The sequence below is a fragment of the Flavobacterium sp. KACC 22758 genome, assembly GCF_028736135.1.
In the GTDB taxonomy this organism is placed as follows: domain Bacteria; phylum Bacteroidota; class Bacteroidia; order Flavobacteriales; family Flavobacteriaceae; genus Flavobacterium; species Flavobacterium johnsoniae.
The window spans coordinates 3,681,510-3,698,272 of sequence record NZ_CP117878.1; the positions used below are offsets into that span (position 1 = coordinate 3,681,510).

Below are 16,763 nucleotides of genomic sequence, written 5' to 3' on the forward strand. Positions count from 1 at the left end.
ATCATGTATCTCAACTGCCACTGCTTCCACTCCCTGCGTTATGGCACCATACCGCTCGAAGATCTGATATCCAAGGCAGCCGCCTTGGGTGTCAGGGCTATGGCACTCACTGATATTAATACCGTAACAGGGATTTATGACTTTGTAAAGGGATGCCGGGCTGTGAATATAAAGCCTATTGTCGGAATAGAATTCCGGTCAGAGCATCAGCTGCGCTATATCGGGCTGGCAAAAAATGCGACGGGCCTTGCTGAAATGAACCGCTTTCTTACCAGGCATAATTTTGAGAATGCCCCGCTTCCTTTGTCCGCTCCGGACTTTGAAAATGTTTTTGTGGTTTATCCTCTGGAGAATGTGCCCGCAGTTTTAAAAGAACATGAGTTTATCGGGATTCGTCCTGAACAGACCCCTGTACTGATTCTCAGTGACTGGAAGAACCAAATAGACAAGATGGTCGTGCTCCAGCCGGTTACCTTCCGCACCAAAACGGAATACAAGCTGCATAAAATACTGCGGGCCGTTGACCTGAATGTAATTCTTTCACGACTCGGCAATACCGATTACTGCAGGAAGACAGAAGTAATGGTGGATCTGGGCAGGATCCTGAAATGTTATGAAGGATACCCGCAGATCATTTCCAATACGGAAAAAATAATAGCGGACTGCCATTTTGAATTTGATTTCAAAACGCCGAAAAACAAGAAATACTACACCAATAATAAAAAAGACGACTTGCAGCTTCTGACCACCCTTGCCCAGAAGGGGCTCGAATGGCGCTATGGGCAGCATAATGCAGAGGCAAAATCAAGGATGTTCCGCGAGCTTAAGGTAATAGACCAGCTGGAATTCAGCGGTTATTTTTTAATCACCTGGGATATCATCCGTTTCAGCAATTCTCAGGGATTTCTGCATATTGGGCGCGGCAGCGGTGCCAACAGCATCATCGCCTACTGTCTCGGAATTACCGATATATGTCCTTTGGAACTGGATCTGTATTTTGAGCGTTTTTTGAACCTGAACCGCAAAAGTCCTCCCGATTTTGACATCGACTGGAGCTGGAAGGAACGTGACATAATTCTGGAATACATTTTCTCCCGTTACGGATATGACCATGTGGCCTTCTGCGGCACCAATGTAGAATTCAAATACCGTTCGATTTTTCGCGAGGTAGGCAAGGTTTTCGGGCTTCCAAAAGAAGAACTCGATGCGCTTGCCAAAAACCCGATGACCCTGCACCCTGCAAATGAAGTGGTCCGTGAAGTACAGCAGTACGGCATGATGCTGGAGAAATACCCCAACCAGAGAAGCATGCATTCCTGCGGCATCCTGATTTCCGAAGAGCCCATCACCAACTATTCCGTACTGGAAATGCCTCCCAAGGGCTTTCCCATAGTGCTTTTTGACATGCATACCGCCGAAGATATCGGGCTTGAAAAGTTTGATATCCTGAGCCAGCGCGGGATCGGCCATATTGATGACAGCGTAAAACTGATTGAGAAAAATCGCGGCATAAGGCTCAATATTCGTGACACCACGATTTCAAAAGATGAAGCCAGCTGCAACAGCTTTCTTGCAATGGGAAAAACCATAGGCTGCTTTTATATCGAGAGCCCTGCCATGAGAGGGCTGCTGCGGCGTCTGAAATGTGACAATTATAAAACCCTTGTGGCGGCCTCCTCCATTATCCGTCCCGGTGTGGCGCAGTCGGGAATGATGAAGGAATATATCTTCAGGCACAATCATCCCGACAGGTTTGAATACTTCCATCCGGTGTTCGAGCAGCAGCTAGGGGAAACCTACGGCATAATGGTATATCAGGAAGATGTCATTAAAATTGCCCTGCATTACGGCGGGCTTCCTGCAGCCGACGGGGACATTCTGCGCCGTGCCATGTCTGGAAAAGGACGCTCCAAAGCGGCACTGCAGAAAGTAAAAGACAATTTTTTTGCATCCTGCGCGGCCCAGGGGCATCCCTTGGCGCTCAGCCAGGAAATATACCGCCAGATCGAGTCCTTTGCAGGCTATTCCTTCTGCAAGGCGCACTCGGCCTCCTATGCCGTGGAAAGCTATCAGAGCCTGTATCTGAAGGTGCATTATCCCATCGAATTTATGGTGGCGGTAATCAACAATCAGGGTGGTTTCTACCGCACCGAAGTGTATGTCCACGAAGCAAAGATGTCAGGGGCGGCAGTGCACAATCCCTGCGTGAACAAAAGCGAGTTGGAAACCACTTTGTATGGTTCTGATGTCTATCTGGGGTTCATGCACCTGCAGGGCCTTGAATCCAAAACAGCTGTTTTGATCCAGCAGGAACGGGAAAAAAACGGGCTTTACAAGTCATTGGAAGATTTTATCAACCGCATACCCATTGGAATTGAAGCCATACAGATTCTGATTTACATCGGCGCATTCCGGTTCACCGGGAAAACAAAAAACCAGCTGCTGGTCATTGCCCGTCTAATTCTGGTAAACTTCAAGCCCGAGAACCGCGCACCGATGCTGCTTCAGGAGCCTGTAAAGGAATTTGTGCTGCCCCAGCTGGAACGTTCTGCTTTTGAAGATGCCTTTGATGAGATTGAACTGCTGGGCTTTCCGGTCTCCTGTTCCCCTTTTGATCTGCTTCAGACTCCTTTCAGGGGCAGTGTCATGGCAAAAGACCTTTTGGACCATCATAAAAAACAGGTCCGAATGCTGGCTTATCTGATCTCCCGCAAGCATGTGCCCACAAAGATGGGCGCTATGTATTTCGGCACCTGGATAGATGCTGAAGGGCAGCTTTTTGATACGGCGCATTTTACCGACAGTCTGGCCATGTATCCTTTTCAGGGAGGAGGGTGCTACCTGCTGCTGGGCAGTGTGGAAGTGGATTACCATTTCCCCACCATAACGGTTACCAAGATGGCTAAAATGCCCTTTATACCGGATCCGCGCTATGAACAGGAAAACGACTGGAAATACAGGGCGCAGCAGAGAATACGCGAAGATGTGAGCATGACCCATCGTGCTCCCTATCCGCAGGAACATGAAATCAATATTCCAAGGCTTAAAATGAGCAATTAAAAGGCTTCTTTCGGCTTTAGGCCTGCACTGAGTATGAACTAAAAAAATAAAGAACATGATGCTTTTTAATGACACCGAAATTTTTTCATCAGGCAATGGCGGCAGGAGAATATTTGACGTCCCTGACGCGGATCTGCTGCTGATTGATAATTTCTTCAGCAAAACCGAATCCGATCATTACTACAATGTTTTATACCACGGCACACGGTGGAGGGAATATGAAATGCCCATGTATGACAAAGTGGTTACAGCTCCCCGCATGATCTCCTGGTACGGGGACAGCAGCAGGCCGGAGCGAAAATCCAATCCGGATTGGCCTTTGGAACTGCTCCAGATCAGGGAGCGCGTGGAAAAGGAAACCCGCATAAACTTTAACGGCGTACTGCTCAATTTGTACAGAGATGGCACCGATGGTGTGGGATGGCACAGCGACAAGACCTCATCAAGCAATAAGAATATGAACATCGCTTCTGTGACTTTCGGAGAAACGCGTCTGTTCCGACTGCGCCATAAAATTCTCAAAGATATGGCGCCAATCGAGATTCCACTGCACCACGGAACCTTTCTTCTCATGGCAGGCAGCACCAATACCCACTGGGAGCACCAGGTGCCTAAGACGGCCCGTCCCGTACTGCCCAGAATCAACCTTACCTTTCGTCAGGTCAGGGAAATATAAAATAACGAATCCTTTCTAACCGCTTGAAAACCATAGCAATCCTATAATAATAGGGGCTTAAAATATAACAGCTTTATTTTTCTGTCATGTTAACTTTGGAATTCACTATTAAATTTTAAAAATCATGGAAAATCTACATAATAACGGACAAGAGCAGAACGCTCATATTGATATTTCACAGCAGGCTGAAATCCAGCAATGGGCTGAAAAGTTAAATGTGCCTGAAGAGATATTAAAAGATGCAGTAAGGGCAGCAGGCACTACTGTGGAAGAAGTAACCGAGCACTTGAATGAAACTCCTTCCAGAGAAAGCGCCTCAGAAACCGTCCGTTTGAAAGACGGTCCCTGGCATGATGAAAAGGAGAATAGTGAACATCACAATCAGGAAGGAAAAAGCATTGAAGAGGCAACAGACCCTTCAAAACTATCACAGCTTTAAGTTGCAAAAAACGTATCGGCATCGCTATTAATCATTGCTTTATAAAAAGTAAAAACAAGAAGATGGAAAAGATCCTGAAGGGCATTTTTTGATTAAGCAGTCAAATGATGCTCTTCAGGATTTTATTTTAAGATAACCGCTGTCTCATTAACCGATAGCTAATCATCCTGAATATAACAATTGCTTCTTACCTTTCTTTTGAGTTAATTGCATAAATTTGTGCTGCAGACTCTTTGATCTGCCCCTCTGCTTTAAAAAAATAAATAGAGATCAAAAACATTCCGTTTTAAAAATGAACGATCCAATACTAGAGAACCTTAATCCCAGCCAGCTCCAAGCCGTGAAAACCACAGAAGGCTATGTGCGCGTTATTGCAGGAGCCGGCTCAGGAAAAACAAAGGCCCTTACCTCCCGCTTTGCCTACATTGTGGACAGGCTGGGCATCAATTCCTCCAATATCCTCTGCGTGACCTTTACCAATAAAGCGGCGCAGGAAATGAAAAGGCGCGTCAAGGCGCTTATTGGCGATCTTTTTGATGTCAGCTTCATCACAACCTATCACGGTTTCTGCGTGCGTTTTCTGCGTGAGGAAATCAACAAAATCCATTACCCTAAAAATTTTATCATACTGGATGCCGAAGACCAGAAAACCATTTTAAGGGAGGTGTTCAACGAACTGGATATCAATTCCAAAAACCTCACTTTCAAACAGGTGCTCCGCTTTATCTCCAAACAGAAAAGCACCTCCGATTATCTGGGATACATGCTCGAGAATAAAAGCTTTGAGCCCGATGAAAAGGAATCGCTCTCCAGCCGCGTGTATCAGAAATACCTCGACAAGCAGAAGCGCAATTATGCGCTGGATTTTGATGACCTGATCCATTTTACGGCTTTCATACTCGACAGCAATCCTGATGTGCTTTTCAAATGGCAGCAAATGCTGCATTACATACAGGTCGATGAGGCGCAGGATAGCTCCGACAGCCAGTTCCATCTGGTGGAAATGCTCTCGCGTGTGCACCAGAACCTGTTTCTGGTAGGGGATCCCGACCAGACGATCTATGAGTGGCGCGGTGCGAAACCCGAATACCTGGTGGAATTCGACAGGATGTTTCCTGACACGAAAACCATTATCATGAACCAGAACTACCGCTCTACGCCAAACATCCTCAAAGTAGGCAACCATATTATCAAAAACAACAAGGTAAGGGTGGACAAGGATATGGTCACGGATAATCCCGAGGGGGTTGAAGTGGTGCATTTCCATGGAAAAAATGACTTTGAGGAAACCTTCTGGGTGGCTTCCGAAATCAAGGAAATCCTGAAGACCCAAAATGCCGCTTATTCTGATATCACTATCCTATACCGCTCTAATCATCTTTCGCGAAATATTGAACAGGCGCTTATTAAAGAAAACATTCCCTATGCCATATTTGGCGGCGTGCGTTTCTTTGAACGGAAAGAAATCAAAGATGTGCTTTCCTTTTTAAGGCTTATCGTACAAGGAGATAATTTCTCTTTTCTGCGCCTGCACAACCACCCTTCCCGCGGGCTGGGGAAAAAGTTCCTCGAAAGGCTCAGCCTTCTGGCGGGCGAACAGAACCTGTCCCTGCTTCAGGCCCTGCAAAATAATATTGAGGATAAAGAGCTCAATAAAAAAGGGGCTGTTGATTTCCTGGCTCTGGTTGAAGAGCTGAAAACAGATGCCCAGACAAATTCCATCTCTGATCTGGTCAAGATCATACTCGATAAAAGCGGACTCTCCGAACTCTACCGAAAAGACGGCGATGAGGACAGGCTGGAAAATATAAAAGAGCTGGTAAGCTCCATGCTGCTGCTGGAAAAAGAAAACAACGGCCCTGTAAATATTGCCGAATACCTGCAGGAAATTGCACTCTATACCGATCTGGACAAAGACACTGAAAATCAGGACAAGGTGCGTCTGATGACTATCCACATCTCCAAAGGCCTTGAATTTCCTTATGTGTTTCTCTGCGGTTTTACCGAAGGGGTGCTGCCAAGCGCCCTTTCCATAAAAGAAAGAAGAAAACGCGCAATCGAGGAAGAAAGAAGGCTCATGTATGTGGCAGTCACCCGCGCTGAGAAAAGGTTTTACATGACCGATTCGGAAGGCTTTAATTTCACCACAGGGCTGAGCAAGTACCCGTCAAGGTTCCTCTTTGAAATCAAGGAAGAATTTTATGTGCGTAAAGGAAAACTGTCAGCAGAAATCCTCCAGGCGGCGCAGGTATCGGCAGCTGCGGCTCAAAACAGTGAAGATACCGCCTTCAATGAGGGAGATATTGTAATGCATCCTGTCTGGAACAAAGGAAAAGTGCTTGCTGTGGACAGGGAGAAAAACCAGTACACGGTGCATTTTTTTGAAATGGGAAAAGAGAAACCCATTGACTTTTCGTTTCGTTTCCTAACTGCCGGATCAGATGCTGAACCTGAGAGTTCTTCCCCTGCCGAACTTCTGGATATCCAGGAAAACTTAAAAAATGCACCGGATCCCTTTGCAGACCAGGAGCAGCAGAACGGCTTTGCTGACAATGAAGATAGCCGTATTTTTAATGATAAAAATACAGACAGTAAAAAGGACGAATGGTAAAAACCGGCTCATCAGAGCGGTATTGCCGTATCGGTACTTAAATCATTTTTTATACAAAAGCCCATTGTTTCAAACAGCAATGGGCTTTGTCTTGTATCGGCGTATAATAGGCAGTACCTGAAACTTTTTCATAAAAGGCATGCGGTGTTATCTGAATATAACTTAAACTATAACGCTGCAAAGCTGTATTTTAGTGTGCAGCATCCTGATTTACTCCCTGCTGTTCTCCATGCCGCTGATAATTTTAGCCACTTCAGTTTCGGTCGATTTTAGTTTTGCCTGGCAGAACTCTATCAGTTCAGATGCCCTTTTTACTTTGGCAGCCAGTTCATCCACAGAGATGGTTTCGTCTTCCATCTCTTTGGCGATCAGGGCCAGCTCTTTGGCTGCAGCCTCATAAGTCAGTGTGTTTTCCATCATATTCTATTTTTTCGTTGACCGTACTTTTCAGTACGGCATCTTTTGTTACTATTTCAATCTCTTCGCCTTCCTTTATGCTCCCTGCTCCGTTTACAATTTTATTGTTTTTTCGGATCACGGCATATCCTCTGCTGAGCACATTCTGCGGGGAGAGCAGCTTTATAGTTTTATGGTGGTCCTCCAATTGGACTCTGCGGCTTCGCAGGTACTGGCTGGTAAAGATCTTCAGGTTCGCTTTTAAATGCTGAAGATTGCTGTTTTCCTGCTGGATGATGCTCTGCGGCCTTTGCAGTGCTTTTTGCGCAGCCAGCAGCAGATGCTGCTTTTTTTCTGCCAGCAGGTTTCGGCTAGCCTGCGAAATATGCTGCTTTTGCAGCATAAGCCCTTCTTTCTTCGCGGCAATCAGTTCCCATGCATTATGGCTGACCAGATTTTTGATCTCGCTGAGTTCCTTGTAATGCCCGAGGAAAAGCTGCTGGGATTTGATGGCTATGGTCCTTTGCAGCGAGAGTATGTGCTGCTCGAAACTGCGGTTGTGCGCTATGATGAACTCCGCCGCCTTGGTGGGGGTTTTGGTATGGGTATGGGCCATCAGATCGGTAATGCTGACATTTTTCTGGTGCCCGATGCCGGTTATGACAGGTATCGGGAATTTAGCGACAGCCCTTCCGATATTGTAGTTGTCGAAAATCAGGAAATCGGACTGCGACCCGCCTCCCCTTGCAATGACAACGGCATCGTAGGGAATACCTGTATTGTAGACCTCGATAAGCTTGTTTAGGAACAGCTTGGCGTTGTTGTCACCCTGCACGACTGTATGATAGTCATCGATCTGGAAGACATATCCAAAATCGTTATGCTGCATCGTATGGCGGAAATCCTCATTCCCGGCGGAACTGCTCGAAGAGATTACCGCAACCCTCTGAATTATCGCAGGAAGCTTCAGACGGCTGTTCAGCGTGGAGTATCCCTCGCCTTCTTTGTGTATGAAATCATTATCCCTTACAAGTCTCGCCAGTGTGGCATTGCGCTGCTGTTCCAGAATGCCGAGCATGAAATTGCTGTCGATATCCAGAAGGTTTACCGAGAGACCGTACAGCGGATGGAAATCCACGCTCACCTGAACAAGAACATGAAGGTTGTTGGTAAAACGCTGTCCGGTGCTGTTTTCAAAATCAAGGATCTTCAGCGCTCCTGCTCCCCAGCTCTTGCCCATTATTTTAGCAGTGATCACACTGCCTTTCTCTGATTTCTCCACCAGTTCAAAATAATGGATCTTTTTATCGGCCTTAAAGGAATGGTTGGTGATATCAGCCACTACCCAGTACGTCTGTCCCTTAAAGCGGGAATGGATCGTCTCCTGGATCTGGCCGGTGAGCTGTGAGAGTCTGATATACTGGTCTGGTCCCATATTGTTTTTAGGGGTCTGCTGCTGTTTGTTTTTTCTTCTTCACCGCTAAGATAGCTATTCTCAGGCGGATCTCAAAAACAGAAAAAAGAGAGGTTAATTTTCAATTCAAAACGGGTTAAAAGGGCAGCCAAAGTAGTGCCCGCCCTCACCTGCATGCGCATAACGGCCCCTGGCCGCCCTTCGGGACTTATAGCACTCCGGCTCGGTATCCGGACACTTTTCTTCTGCTTTCTTTTTTCCCGTTTTTTCTTTTGAAAAATTTCATTTGGGAAGCAGGGGAAAAGAAAACTTAAAAGAGTATTCACTAAAACTTTATTGTCATGGAAATCACAGGACGAATTGTAAAAGATGCCTCCGTTTTTAAAGTAAAAGAAAACCGTGAGGTCGTAAACTTCTCCATAGCGGTCAACGACAGCTATAAACCCAAAGGAAGCACAGAGGTCAAAAAGATTGTAACCTATATCGACTGTTCTTACTGGCTCAGCTCGGGACTGGTGCAGTGGCTTAAAAAAGGTACGCTCGTCCAGCTCTTCGGACGCATCGGACTGAATGTCTATATCGGAAATGACGCTCAGGCTCACGGGTCATTGACCTTTCATACCTCGGATATTAAAATCCTTGTATTCCCACAGACGCAGAGCACAAAAGCAGTACCCGCGGCTGAAAAGGACAATAAAAACGAAGAGCCTGACGACCTGCCCTTCTAATTGTTATCTCCATTAAATTTTTATACACGCCTAAATGAAATAGTATGAAAGCCTTAGAAAGATCAAATTACAGTGGGTACCGTGTAAGCGATGCCTTTAATGAAATTATCCTAAAAAGCATTACTTCCTACAGCGGAAAACGCAGGGAAAAGCTCAAATCCTTTTTCCTTGATTTGCATCAGGGAGGATGCGTGAGCGGCATGATTTCAGAATTTATCTACCACACGGACTGCAAAGCGTTTTACATCGAACATATCGATGACCTTGAAAATATACGTACTGAATTGGAAGAAGCTGTCGGCGAGCCGATCGAAAACCGATTTGGGGCACCGCATTACACCTTTGTCTGCTGGCTCTGCTTCGAGGAATATTGTTATGAGCTCTATTCTAGGCTCTTTGAATAGAAATTTTCAACCTTAAATCTATTCCTATGAAAGCTTCTGAAAATTTTAAAAATGCCATAGAGAAATACCTCAGCACTTTGGCGCAGGGCGATACCGCCTTTGCGCCGCACTTTGCCAAAGCTTCCAAGAACCTCGAAAGCTGTCTGCATTATATCATGGGCGAGGTCAAAAAAACAGGCTTGTGCGCCTTTGACAATCAGGAAATCTTCGACATGGCAGTAAAGTACTACACCGATGATTCTATCGGAACGCCTGCGCCGATTGCGTGCAGAGCCGTGGTGCAGACCCCTGCACCGTCCGACCTTTTTACGCAGCCCGAAATCCCTGCTGCGCCTGTCAAAACCGAACCTGTTCCAACCGTAAAAAAAGACGTAAAACCTGCGGTGCAGACCGCCCTGACACTCTTTGACCTATGACACCCAAAACCATCATCGAAAAGCAGCTGACGGCACTGAGCGCCTCTCTTGCGCCTATCAGAGAAGAGGTATTTACTTGGGCAGAGCAGACTATTTTTCTCAAATGGGGTGTGTTGTCCCGCAGCAGGTTCTACTGCCTGGACTGCACCCACGTTTGGAAGCCCTCCTGCCAACGCACCTGCGCCAAGTTCACCACCTGCCCTGCCTGCGCAGGCAGACTCAAAATGATGCCTTATAATCAGGTGCATTTCAAAGAAACCGAATACTTTGCCGTGGTCGAGAGATGTGCAGAGTATCAGGTGGTGCGCATGGTCATATCTCATAAACACATGAAAAAGAATTTCCTGCCCTCCTATTTCCATAAGGAAGTCATGCAGCATTGGATAAACCCCAAAGGGGAAGTGCGCACCCTTGCGCTCAGCACCAATGTGTTTTCCAGTAGCCTTGATGCATGGAAATTCTATTCCCCGCTTGAAATAAAGCCTAAGGACTTCATCCGAAATGCCCGATTCTATATCAATCCTTTCAAGGTCTATCCGCAGATGAAAGTGCTTCCGATTTTAAAACGCAACGGATTCAAGACTTCGGTATATGACATTGCACCGCACTTATTGTTTTCATCGCTTCTAAGCGACCCCATCGCCGAGACCCTTCTAAAGGCAAAACAGCTGAACCTGTTGCAGTATTACCTCTGCGCATCGCGGCAGAACATCCGCCGCAACTGGCAGGCGGTCAAGACCGTCATCCGAAACCATTACAAAATTTCAGATGTCCCCCTTTGGGATGATTATCTCGAACTGCTGCGGTATTTCAAAAAAGACCTTTCGTGTGCGCTCTATGTATGCCCCGATAACCTCAGCGAGGCGCACGACCATTTAGTAAAAAAGAAAAGGGACTTCCTTCGCAAGAAAAAACTCCGCGACCTGCGCCTTGAAATCGAAAAGGCACAGAAAAGATATGCAAGCGACAAAAAGCGCTTTTTCGGGCTGTCGTTCCGCGATGGGCAGCTCAGCATTTCCGTTATTGAAGAAGTAAAAGATTTTATGGCCGAGGGCGACGACTTGGGGCATTGCGTGTTCACCAATGAGTATTATGTTAGAAAAGATTCGCTGATACTCTCGGCAAAGGTCTGCGAGAAGTCCGTAGAAACCATCGAAATTTCACTCAGCCGTATGGAAATCCTGCAGTGCAGGGGACTGAAAAACAAGCCCTCCAGACATCACAGACAGATCCTGCAGCTGCTGAGCCAAAACTTGTATCAGATAAAGGAGCGCATGAAAAAAAGAAAACCCAAAATTATAAGCCGATAAGCATATCGGCTTTTTTTATGCTTTGAAATCAAAGCCCGAAAGCCCGCCGTCCTCCCGGACGGCGGGCTCTGGATTCCAATGCCTGCCAAAGCCGCATTACTTTAAGGTAATCGCATCGGCAAGGTTTTCCTGATCGATAAAGGCCGTTATATACTGCCGGGCTTCACCGCGCTTCTCCAGATCCGTTTCAAAGGTATTGAGATGATACTCCTCGTCCTGGTCCAGAATATGAATGATCTCGGTATAGCCTTTCGAAATCAGGCTCCCTTTGAGCTTGATCACGGTGAGCTGCTGGTGCGGGTCCAAATCTTTTCTCACCTTTAATTGTATTGCTTTTTCCATTGTGAAAGATCTGTATGTTAGGGTAGTTGTAATTCTCCTATCAAATATAGCAATTAAGACCGCAGCCGCAGCACCGGGTACTGTTAAAAAAAAGACAAGCAGCATTTTACCGTACATGTTAATTTAGTAAGAAAAATAAAATTTACTGTAAGAAAAAAATAAGGAAATGATTTAATTTTAGGGAGGCAGAATCTTAAAAACGTTTAGCCCTCACAATGGAAAATCAAAACTGGACAAAGCTAAATTACTTAATTTAAAGCGCATCTTTAAGACATGAGAAGTAACGGAGAAATAATAATAATCGAAGATGACGAGGATGACAGGCTCTTCCTTAAGGATATTTTTGAAAGCCTGGACTATCCCAACAAAATAAAATTCATTGAAGACCCAATGGATGCCTTTTCTTACCTTTCCAATTCGAAGGTAAGGCCTTTCCTTATTTTGTCAGATATCAATATGCCCAAGATTAATGGCTTTGAACTCCGCGAACAGATACTTGCCCTGGCGGAAATCCGCGAGAAATGTACTCCTTACATCTTTCTTTCCACCTCGAAAAACCCGGAAAATGTGCTCAGGGCGTACCGCTGCCAAGTACAGGGATACTTTAGGAAAGAAGAAGACTTCTCAGTCTATCAAGCCATGATAAAAAACATTGTGGAATACTGGCGCCTAAGCCTTACTCCGGGATCAGCACTGTAAAAAGCACCTCTGCTTTATTTATATTGTACCAATCCGCCCGCTGAACTTCAGGTAAAATCTGTTGAGGCTTTCTATTTTTTTTCTTGCTCGAAACATCAAAATGGCTATGGCTGCAAAAGCGAATCCAGCTGGGAAAGAAGCTCGCCAAAACTGTTGGGCTTGCTGATATAGGCAAGGATGTTGTGCTGCCCGATTTTGCTCTTCATGAAATCCGCCGAGGGGGTCGAGATCATCACTACAGGAATATCCTTCAGCCTTGCGTCATTTTTTAAAGAGATCAGCAGCTCCAGCCCATTGATTCTGGGCATATTATAATCTAGAAAAATCAGTTCGGGCAGCTTATCAGACCCCCTGAGTTCTTCCAAGGCAGTCTGCGGACTGCTCTCCCATCGCAGCAGTATGTTTTTATTGAGCTGGTCTACCGCTTCCATAAACAGCTCGGCATCTTCACGGTCATCATCGATAAGCAGAATACTTCTATATAACATGGCACATACATTTTTAAGCTCCTCGGCTGCAATTAAATACGGTTTTTAGCCCGATGCGGTTTGGCGCGGCAGGCAAAAAAAGATAAATCGCCTATACAGCCGCCCTTAAAGATACGGCGATTTTCTGCGGCAAATGGACGCTGGCTGCCAGATGTGGAAATTTTACAACTCTATTTTGGAATTATATAAGAACAATGCTGCCGTGAAGATTATTTTTGCGTTTTTATAGGATTTTTCATCCTTGCCTATCTGTTTTATTTTGGTTTTAAGTTAGAACTGCAGACTATGAGACCCCTACTGTTCCTTTTTTGCGCACTGGCTGTCTGGGGCTGTTATCCGCAGCAGCACCATGATCCTAAAGTGCTTCTTGCCATGGAAACCTATGCTTTTTTGAAAGGACAGAGTGCCGCCCTGAAAAAGGCCGCCAGCCAATTCCCTGCCTTTGCAAAAGAAGCGGCCGACCTTCAGCAAAAGGCTCAGGCGGTATTTGGAAGGGCAGAGAAAAATGCGGAACTCTTTCTGCGGCAGCAGCTCGCTGATCCGCAGTTCAGCAGCTTTCAAAAACACATTGACTCCCTGATAAACCAGCAGGTGCGGCACCCTATTGAAAAGAAAGAATATGCAGCCAAATTTCTTCAGGCCGTCAAAGACAAAATAGGGTTCAGCCCAGCTGCCGCTCTTCCCAAAGGCCTGCTCGCCTTTGCCTACCATGACGCGCCCCATCAGGAAATAATCGACGGCCATACGGTAAAATTCTCCACAAAGGGCCATCCCAAAGCAGACCAAAGCGTGGTTGTGCTGCCGATACCCAAAAGCTGGGAGGCGCAGGAAGCCCAAATGCCCGCAGCCGTGCAGCAGTTTAGCAGCTGTGAGGGAAAAGGAAATGAAAAGATACTGATCGTAATTCATGATCTGCCCCAAGAATACCAAAACCTTGCACTTAATGAAAAATCCATGCAGGAAATGATACCCCCCCAAAGCAGGCTGATCCGCACAGAGCCGGTTACCATCGATGATATGCCGGGCATAATGGTAGAAATAGAGGAAATTTTGGACGAGCCCCAAAAAAACATGAAAGTGCGCATGCTCCAGTTTATGGCGGCAAGCGGGGGCAAGTTATACTGCCTGCAGGGCAGCATCGGCCCTGCTGCTGCGTACCAGAATCTGGATCACCAGCTGAGAAAATACGAACCTCTGTTTCGTATGGTGGCCCAAGCTGCCCGGATAGAGAATTAAAAAGCGGGACAAAAAACACAAAACGCTGTAAAAGAGGACCATCTAAATTTTGAGCTTCCCAAGAAGCGCCAGATCGCAATGCACAGCTGAAAACCGCAGATTACCATTCGATACTCTATATCTTGCAAAAAATTGCTGTAATCTTATAATAATGAAGGCTGGTTCGTTTTTTAAATTTGATTCCATTTTTTTAGGAAAAAAGAAGATGATTTTTAAAAATGCAAAAAGTAAATGATTATGGAAAGCAAAAACAATATACCGCAGAATGCTGAGCAGACCGGTGTGGCACCTGCACTTGGAGAAAGCGCGCTGCACAGCGAAAACACCTTAAATCCAGCCGCACAGCAAAACAGCCATGCTGCTGAAATGCAAGACCCTGTCACCAAATATGCAGTACCGCCCTTCAATGAGCAGTCGCAGCCATGGCCGGGTCTTGTCAGTAAAATGGATCCCAGACCGGATCATGGTGAAGAAAGCTACAAAGGCACAGGACGATTAAAAGGCCGTAAGGCCCTCATTACAGGAGGCGATTCCGGTTTGGGAAGAGCCGCCGCAATTGCTTATGCAAGAGAAGGAGCTGATGTTGCCATAAACTATTACCCTACCGAAGAGGAAGATGCAAAGGAAGTGATCCAGCTCATTGAAGACGCAGGAAGAAAGGCTGCTGCCATTCCCGGGGATCTCCGCGATGAGACGTTCTGCAGATCTCTTGTCGATCAGGCAGCCCAAGCCCTTGGCGGATTAGATATAGTAGTCAACAACGCGGCAAGACAGCAGGCTCACCAATCCATCTTAGATATTTCCTCAGAAGAATTTGACTGGACCATGAAAACCAATATTTATGCTCCTTTCTGGATTATCAAAGCGGCGCTGCCTTACCTGAAACCGGGATCATCCATCATCGGAACAAGTTCTGTGCAGGCCTATGCTCCCACCGAAGATTTATACGATTATGCCCAGACAAAAGCCGCCACTACAAATTACATCAAATCACTGGCCAGACAGCTGGCACCAAAAGGAATCAGAGTCAACGGTGTAGCCCCAGGACCAGTGTGGACTGCATTGCAGGTAAGCGGAGGTGCCAGTATGGAAAAACTCAAAGAATTTGGATCCCAAACTCCTTTGGGGAGACCAGGACAGCCGGCCGAACTGGCTTCCATTTATGTACAGCTCGCCGCTGAAGATGCCAGCTATGCAACTGGGCAGATTTATGGCTCAAGCGGCGGTGAAGGCAATCCATAATCAATCAGAGAGAGGATTTATAAAGTACAAAACCTCTGCAATAGCAGTCTGCAGAGGTTTTTATTGACTGTAATAAAATTTACCTTAAAATACTCTATTTTTTATAAAAGCTATCAGAGACTGATAATGAGAAACTGCAATTCTATCTGCTGGCGATTTGATTTTCGATGATAAAAAGTAAAACTAAATTTAATCTTCTCCATATTTTTTACCTAACCAAGTATTCCTGTAACAAATCTTTTCTAAAAAAACATTTCCTATATTTTAAAAAACATCCCAGTAGGTTCTTTAAAAGAGTACTGTCCATCAAATGGAGATGATTCTGTTAATATTTTCCTGTTTCAGTACGTTTAAAAGTTTTCGCGGCTATCTGCTCTCCTAAATCATTGACGCTCATCAGCAGGTCGTTAATCTGATTGGCATAGAAGAGTTTAGCCTCTGTGTTTTTGACAGGCAGAATAGCTAAAAAATGGGACCATCTTAATTGCCGGGACAGTCTTGCGACAATTTCTTTGTCTGCAAACTCATCAGCAAACCGCATCATTGTCCGAAGATTTTTTTCTTCAAAATTGCTGCCGAATTTATTCTTTAGTTCCAACGACAAGGCAGTCACGATCTGTCGTGCGTTTTCTGATAGTTTTTTATCAAGTATTGTTTCATTAATTTTAAATCCAATTTCCCAAAAAAGCAGCACTGAAGAACTGTTAGCCTGCTGTTGGGTCTGCTCGGCAAGGCGGGATAACTCGCTGATTAAATCCGCTTCAATAAACGCTGTATTATTTATATTTTCTGCCATAGTATCCCATCATGCTTAACCAAATTACAGGGCTTCTAGTTTAGTTGAAATCATCACAATTTTTATTAAAAGTTTCAGCTAAAGGCCTAAATAAAAATTGAATATTTCAAAGATAAAAAATCTAACAGCATCCGCCCTGCGTTTTTTTAGAAATAAATAAGCAGTAAGACATCAGACACTCTTTAAAAGCGATGCGGATCAATATTTTTAAAACAGCCAGGATTCTAAATTAACACATCCAAAAAAATGGTTTAAAAAAATAGTCGGATCCGGCTTCCCACAGACAAAACCTTAAAAATGCCATTGCAGTATGCAGATGTAGTGTTTGGCATTATTTAACTAAAGTTTTACGCCGCAAATGCAGTTGAAAAACTAAAGCCTTAAAAGTGACAATTTTAAAATTTTCGATAAAAATTGTATAAAAGCTGCCACAGCGGAAAAATTAATTTTACGCAAGACAAAAACTATTTTTTTACGCTGGCTGTTAGGCAGAAACAGCATATCGG

16 protein-coding genes are annotated in these 16,763 nt (G+C 45.2%); 11 read left to right on the plus strand and 5 right to left on the minus strand.

Annotation, left to right across the window (positions count from 1 at the left end; genetic code table 11):
- Nucleotides 1-3: 3 nt before the first annotated feature.
- The 4 genes from PQ462_RS15525 (at nt 4) to PQ462_RS15540 (ending at nt 6,786) form a co-directional block, all read left to right on the plus strand.
- Entirely contained in the window at nt 4-3,060 is a 3,057-nt protein-coding gene (locus PQ462_RS15525) for a DNA polymerase III subunit alpha (RefSeq protein ID WP_274250666.1), read from the plus strand.
- A gap of 55 nt (nt 3,061-3,115) precedes the next feature.
- Nucleotides 3,116-3,736, plus strand: a complete 621-nt coding sequence (locus tag PQ462_RS15530) for an alpha-ketoglutarate-dependent dioxygenase AlkB family protein (RefSeq protein ID WP_274250667.1) — start codon at nt 3,116-3,118, stop codon at nt 3,734-3,736.
- A gap of 124 nt (nt 3,737-3,860) precedes the next feature.
- Entirely contained in the window at nt 3,861-4,175 is a 315-nt protein-coding gene (locus PQ462_RS15535; protein WP_274250668.1) for a DUF3606 domain-containing protein, read from the plus strand.
- Between the two features lie 292 nt (nt 4,176-4,467).
- Complete coding sequence (locus tag PQ462_RS15540; protein ID WP_274250669.1) at nt 4,468-6,786, plus strand: ATP-dependent helicase; 2,319 nt, start codon at nt 4,468-4,470, stop codon at nt 6,784-6,786.
- A 210-nt stretch (nt 6,787-6,996) separates the two neighbouring features.
- On the opposite strand, the gene xseB is transcribed toward PQ462_RS15540, so the two are convergent.
- Together xseB and xseA are read right to left on the minus strand one after the other, a co-directional pair.
- Complete coding sequence (gene xseB / locus PQ462_RS15545; RefSeq protein ID WP_392389475.1) at nt 6,997-7,206, minus strand: exodeoxyribonuclease VII small subunit; 210 nt, start codon at nt 7,204-7,206, stop codon at nt 6,997-6,999.
- Complete coding sequence (gene xseA, locus PQ462_RS15550; protein ID WP_274250670.1) at nt 7,181-8,617, minus strand: exodeoxyribonuclease VII large subunit; 1,437 nt, start codon at nt 8,615-8,617, stop codon at nt 7,181-7,183. Before xseA ends, xseB begins: the two co-directional genes overlap by 26 nt.
- A gap of 320 nt (nt 8,618-8,937) precedes the next feature.
- Here xseA and PQ462_RS15555 point away from each other — a divergent pair, with 320 nt between their 5' ends.
- The 4 genes from PQ462_RS15555 to PQ462_RS15570 are packed head-to-tail and all read left to right on the plus strand — an operon-like array spanning nt 8,938 to nt 11,454.
- The gene (locus tag PQ462_RS15555) at nt 8,938-9,324 is read left to right on the plus strand and encodes a single-stranded DNA-binding protein (RefSeq protein ID WP_274250671.1); all 387 of its coding nucleotides are present in this window, start codon (nt 8,938-8,940) and stop codon (nt 9,322-9,324) included.
- Nucleotides 9,325-9,368: 44 nt separating this feature from the next.
- Nucleotides 9,369-9,728 (plus strand): DUF7222 domain-containing protein, encoded by a 360-nt coding sequence (locus tag PQ462_RS15560; protein ID WP_274250672.1) that lies wholly within the window; start codon nt 9,369-9,371, stop codon nt 9,726-9,728.
- Between the two features lie 26 nt (nt 9,729-9,754).
- On the plus strand, nt 9,755-10,144 hold the full coding sequence (locus PQ462_RS15565) for a PcfK-like family protein (RefSeq protein ID WP_274250673.1): 390 nt from the start codon (nt 9,755-9,757) through the stop codon (nt 10,142-10,144).
- A complete protein-coding gene (locus tag PQ462_RS15570; protein ID WP_274250674.1) occupies nt 10,141-11,454 on the plus strand; it encodes a PcfJ domain-containing protein in 1,314 nt (437 codons plus the stop codon). Before PQ462_RS15565 ends, PQ462_RS15570 begins: the two co-directional genes overlap by 4 nt.
- Before the next feature lie 96 nt (nt 11,455-11,550).
- Here PQ462_RS15570 and PQ462_RS15575 read toward each other — a convergent pair whose 3' ends face one another.
- Nucleotides 11,551-11,796 carry a hypothetical protein gene (locus PQ462_RS15575; protein ID WP_149207808.1) on the minus strand — a complete coding sequence of 82 codons (246 nt, stop codon included), beginning with the start codon at nt 11,794-11,796 and terminating at the stop codon, nt 11,551-11,553.
- 273 nt (nt 11,797-12,069) lie between these two features.
- On the opposite strand from PQ462_RS15575, the gene PQ462_RS15580 reads away from it, so the two are divergent.
- The gene (locus PQ462_RS15580; protein WP_274250675.1) at nt 12,070-12,495 is read left to right on the plus strand and encodes a response regulator; all 426 of its coding nucleotides are present in this window, start codon (nt 12,070-12,072) and stop codon (nt 12,493-12,495) included.
- Nucleotides 12,496-12,599: 104 nt separating this feature from the next.
- On the opposite strand, the gene PQ462_RS15585 is transcribed toward PQ462_RS15580, so the two are convergent.
- Nucleotides 12,600-12,983: a response regulator gene (locus tag PQ462_RS15585; protein WP_274250676.1), complete on the minus strand. Its 384-nt coding sequence runs from the start codon at nt 12,981-12,983 to the stop codon at nt 12,600-12,602.
- A gap of 372 nt (nt 12,984-13,355) precedes the next feature.
- On the opposite strand from PQ462_RS15585, the gene PQ462_RS15590 reads away from it, so the two are divergent.
- Nucleotides 13,356-14,219 carry a hypothetical protein gene (locus tag PQ462_RS15590; protein WP_274250677.1) on the plus strand — a complete coding sequence of 288 codons (864 nt, stop codon included), beginning with the start codon at nt 13,356-13,358 and terminating at the stop codon, nt 14,217-14,219.
- A gap of 237 nt (nt 14,220-14,456) precedes the next feature.
- Nucleotides 14,457-15,461: an SDR family oxidoreductase gene (locus tag PQ462_RS15595; protein WP_274250678.1), complete on the plus strand. Its 1,005-nt coding sequence runs from the start codon at nt 14,457-14,459 to the stop codon at nt 15,459-15,461.
- A gap of 325 nt (nt 15,462-15,786) precedes the next feature.
- Here the strand turns inward: PQ462_RS15595 and PQ462_RS15600 are convergent, their stop codons facing one another.
- The gene (locus PQ462_RS15600; protein WP_274250679.1) at nt 15,787-16,257 is read right to left on the minus strand and encodes a DUF1016 N-terminal domain-containing protein; all 471 of its coding nucleotides are present in this window, start codon (nt 16,255-16,257) and stop codon (nt 15,787-15,789) included.
- Between the last annotated feature and the right edge of the window lie 506 nt (nt 16,258-16,763).

Coding starts and splice junctions, on each gene's coding strand:
- PQ462_RS15525 (WP_274250666.1), top strand. CDS start 4: ATGTATCTCAACTGCCACTGCTTCCACTCCCTGCGTTATGGCACCATA.
- PQ462_RS15530 (WP_274250667.1), top strand. CDS start 3,116: ATGATGCTTTTTAATGACACCGAAATTTTTTCATCAGGCAATGGCGGC.
- PQ462_RS15535 (WP_274250668.1), top strand. CDS start 3,861: ATGGAAAATCTACATAATAACGGACAAGAGCAGAACGCTCATATTGAT.
- PQ462_RS15540 (WP_274250669.1), top strand. CDS start 4,468: ATGAACGATCCAATACTAGAGAACCTTAATCCCAGCCAGCTCCAAGCC.
- xseB (WP_392389475.1), bottom strand. CDS start 7,206: ATGATGGAAAACACACTGACTTATGAGGCTGCAGCCAAAGAGCTGGCC.
- xseA (WP_274250670.1), bottom strand. CDS start 8,617: ATGGGACCAGACCAGTATATCAGACTCTCACAGCTCACCGGCCAGATC.
- PQ462_RS15555 (WP_274250671.1), top strand. CDS start 8,938: ATGGAAATCACAGGACGAATTGTAAAAGATGCCTCCGTTTTTAAAGTA.
- PQ462_RS15560 (WP_274250672.1), top strand. CDS start 9,369: ATGAAAGCCTTAGAAAGATCAAATTACAGTGGGTACCGTGTAAGCGAT.
- PQ462_RS15565 (WP_274250673.1), top strand. CDS start 9,755: ATGAAAGCTTCTGAAAATTTTAAAAATGCCATAGAGAAATACCTCAGC.
- PQ462_RS15570 (WP_274250674.1), top strand. CDS start 10,141: ATGACACCCAAAACCATCATCGAAAAGCAGCTGACGGCACTGAGCGCC.
- PQ462_RS15575 (WP_149207808.1), bottom strand. CDS start 11,796: ATGGAAAAAGCAATACAATTAAAGGTGAGAAAAGATTTGGACCCGCAC.
- PQ462_RS15580 (WP_274250675.1), top strand. CDS start 12,070: ATGAGAAGTAACGGAGAAATAATAATAATCGAAGATGACGAGGATGAC.
- PQ462_RS15585 (WP_274250676.1), bottom strand. CDS start 12,983: ATGTTATATAGAAGTATTCTGCTTATCGATGATGACCGTGAAGATGCC.
- PQ462_RS15590 (WP_274250677.1), top strand. CDS start 13,356: ATGGAAACCTATGCTTTTTTGAAAGGACAGAGTGCCGCCCTGAAAAAG.
- PQ462_RS15595 (WP_274250678.1), top strand. CDS start 14,457: ATGGAAAGCAAAAACAATATACCGCAGAATGCTGAGCAGACCGGTGTG.
- PQ462_RS15600 (WP_274250679.1), bottom strand. CDS start 16,257: ATGGCAGAAAATATAAATAATACAGCGTTTATTGAAGCGGATTTAATC.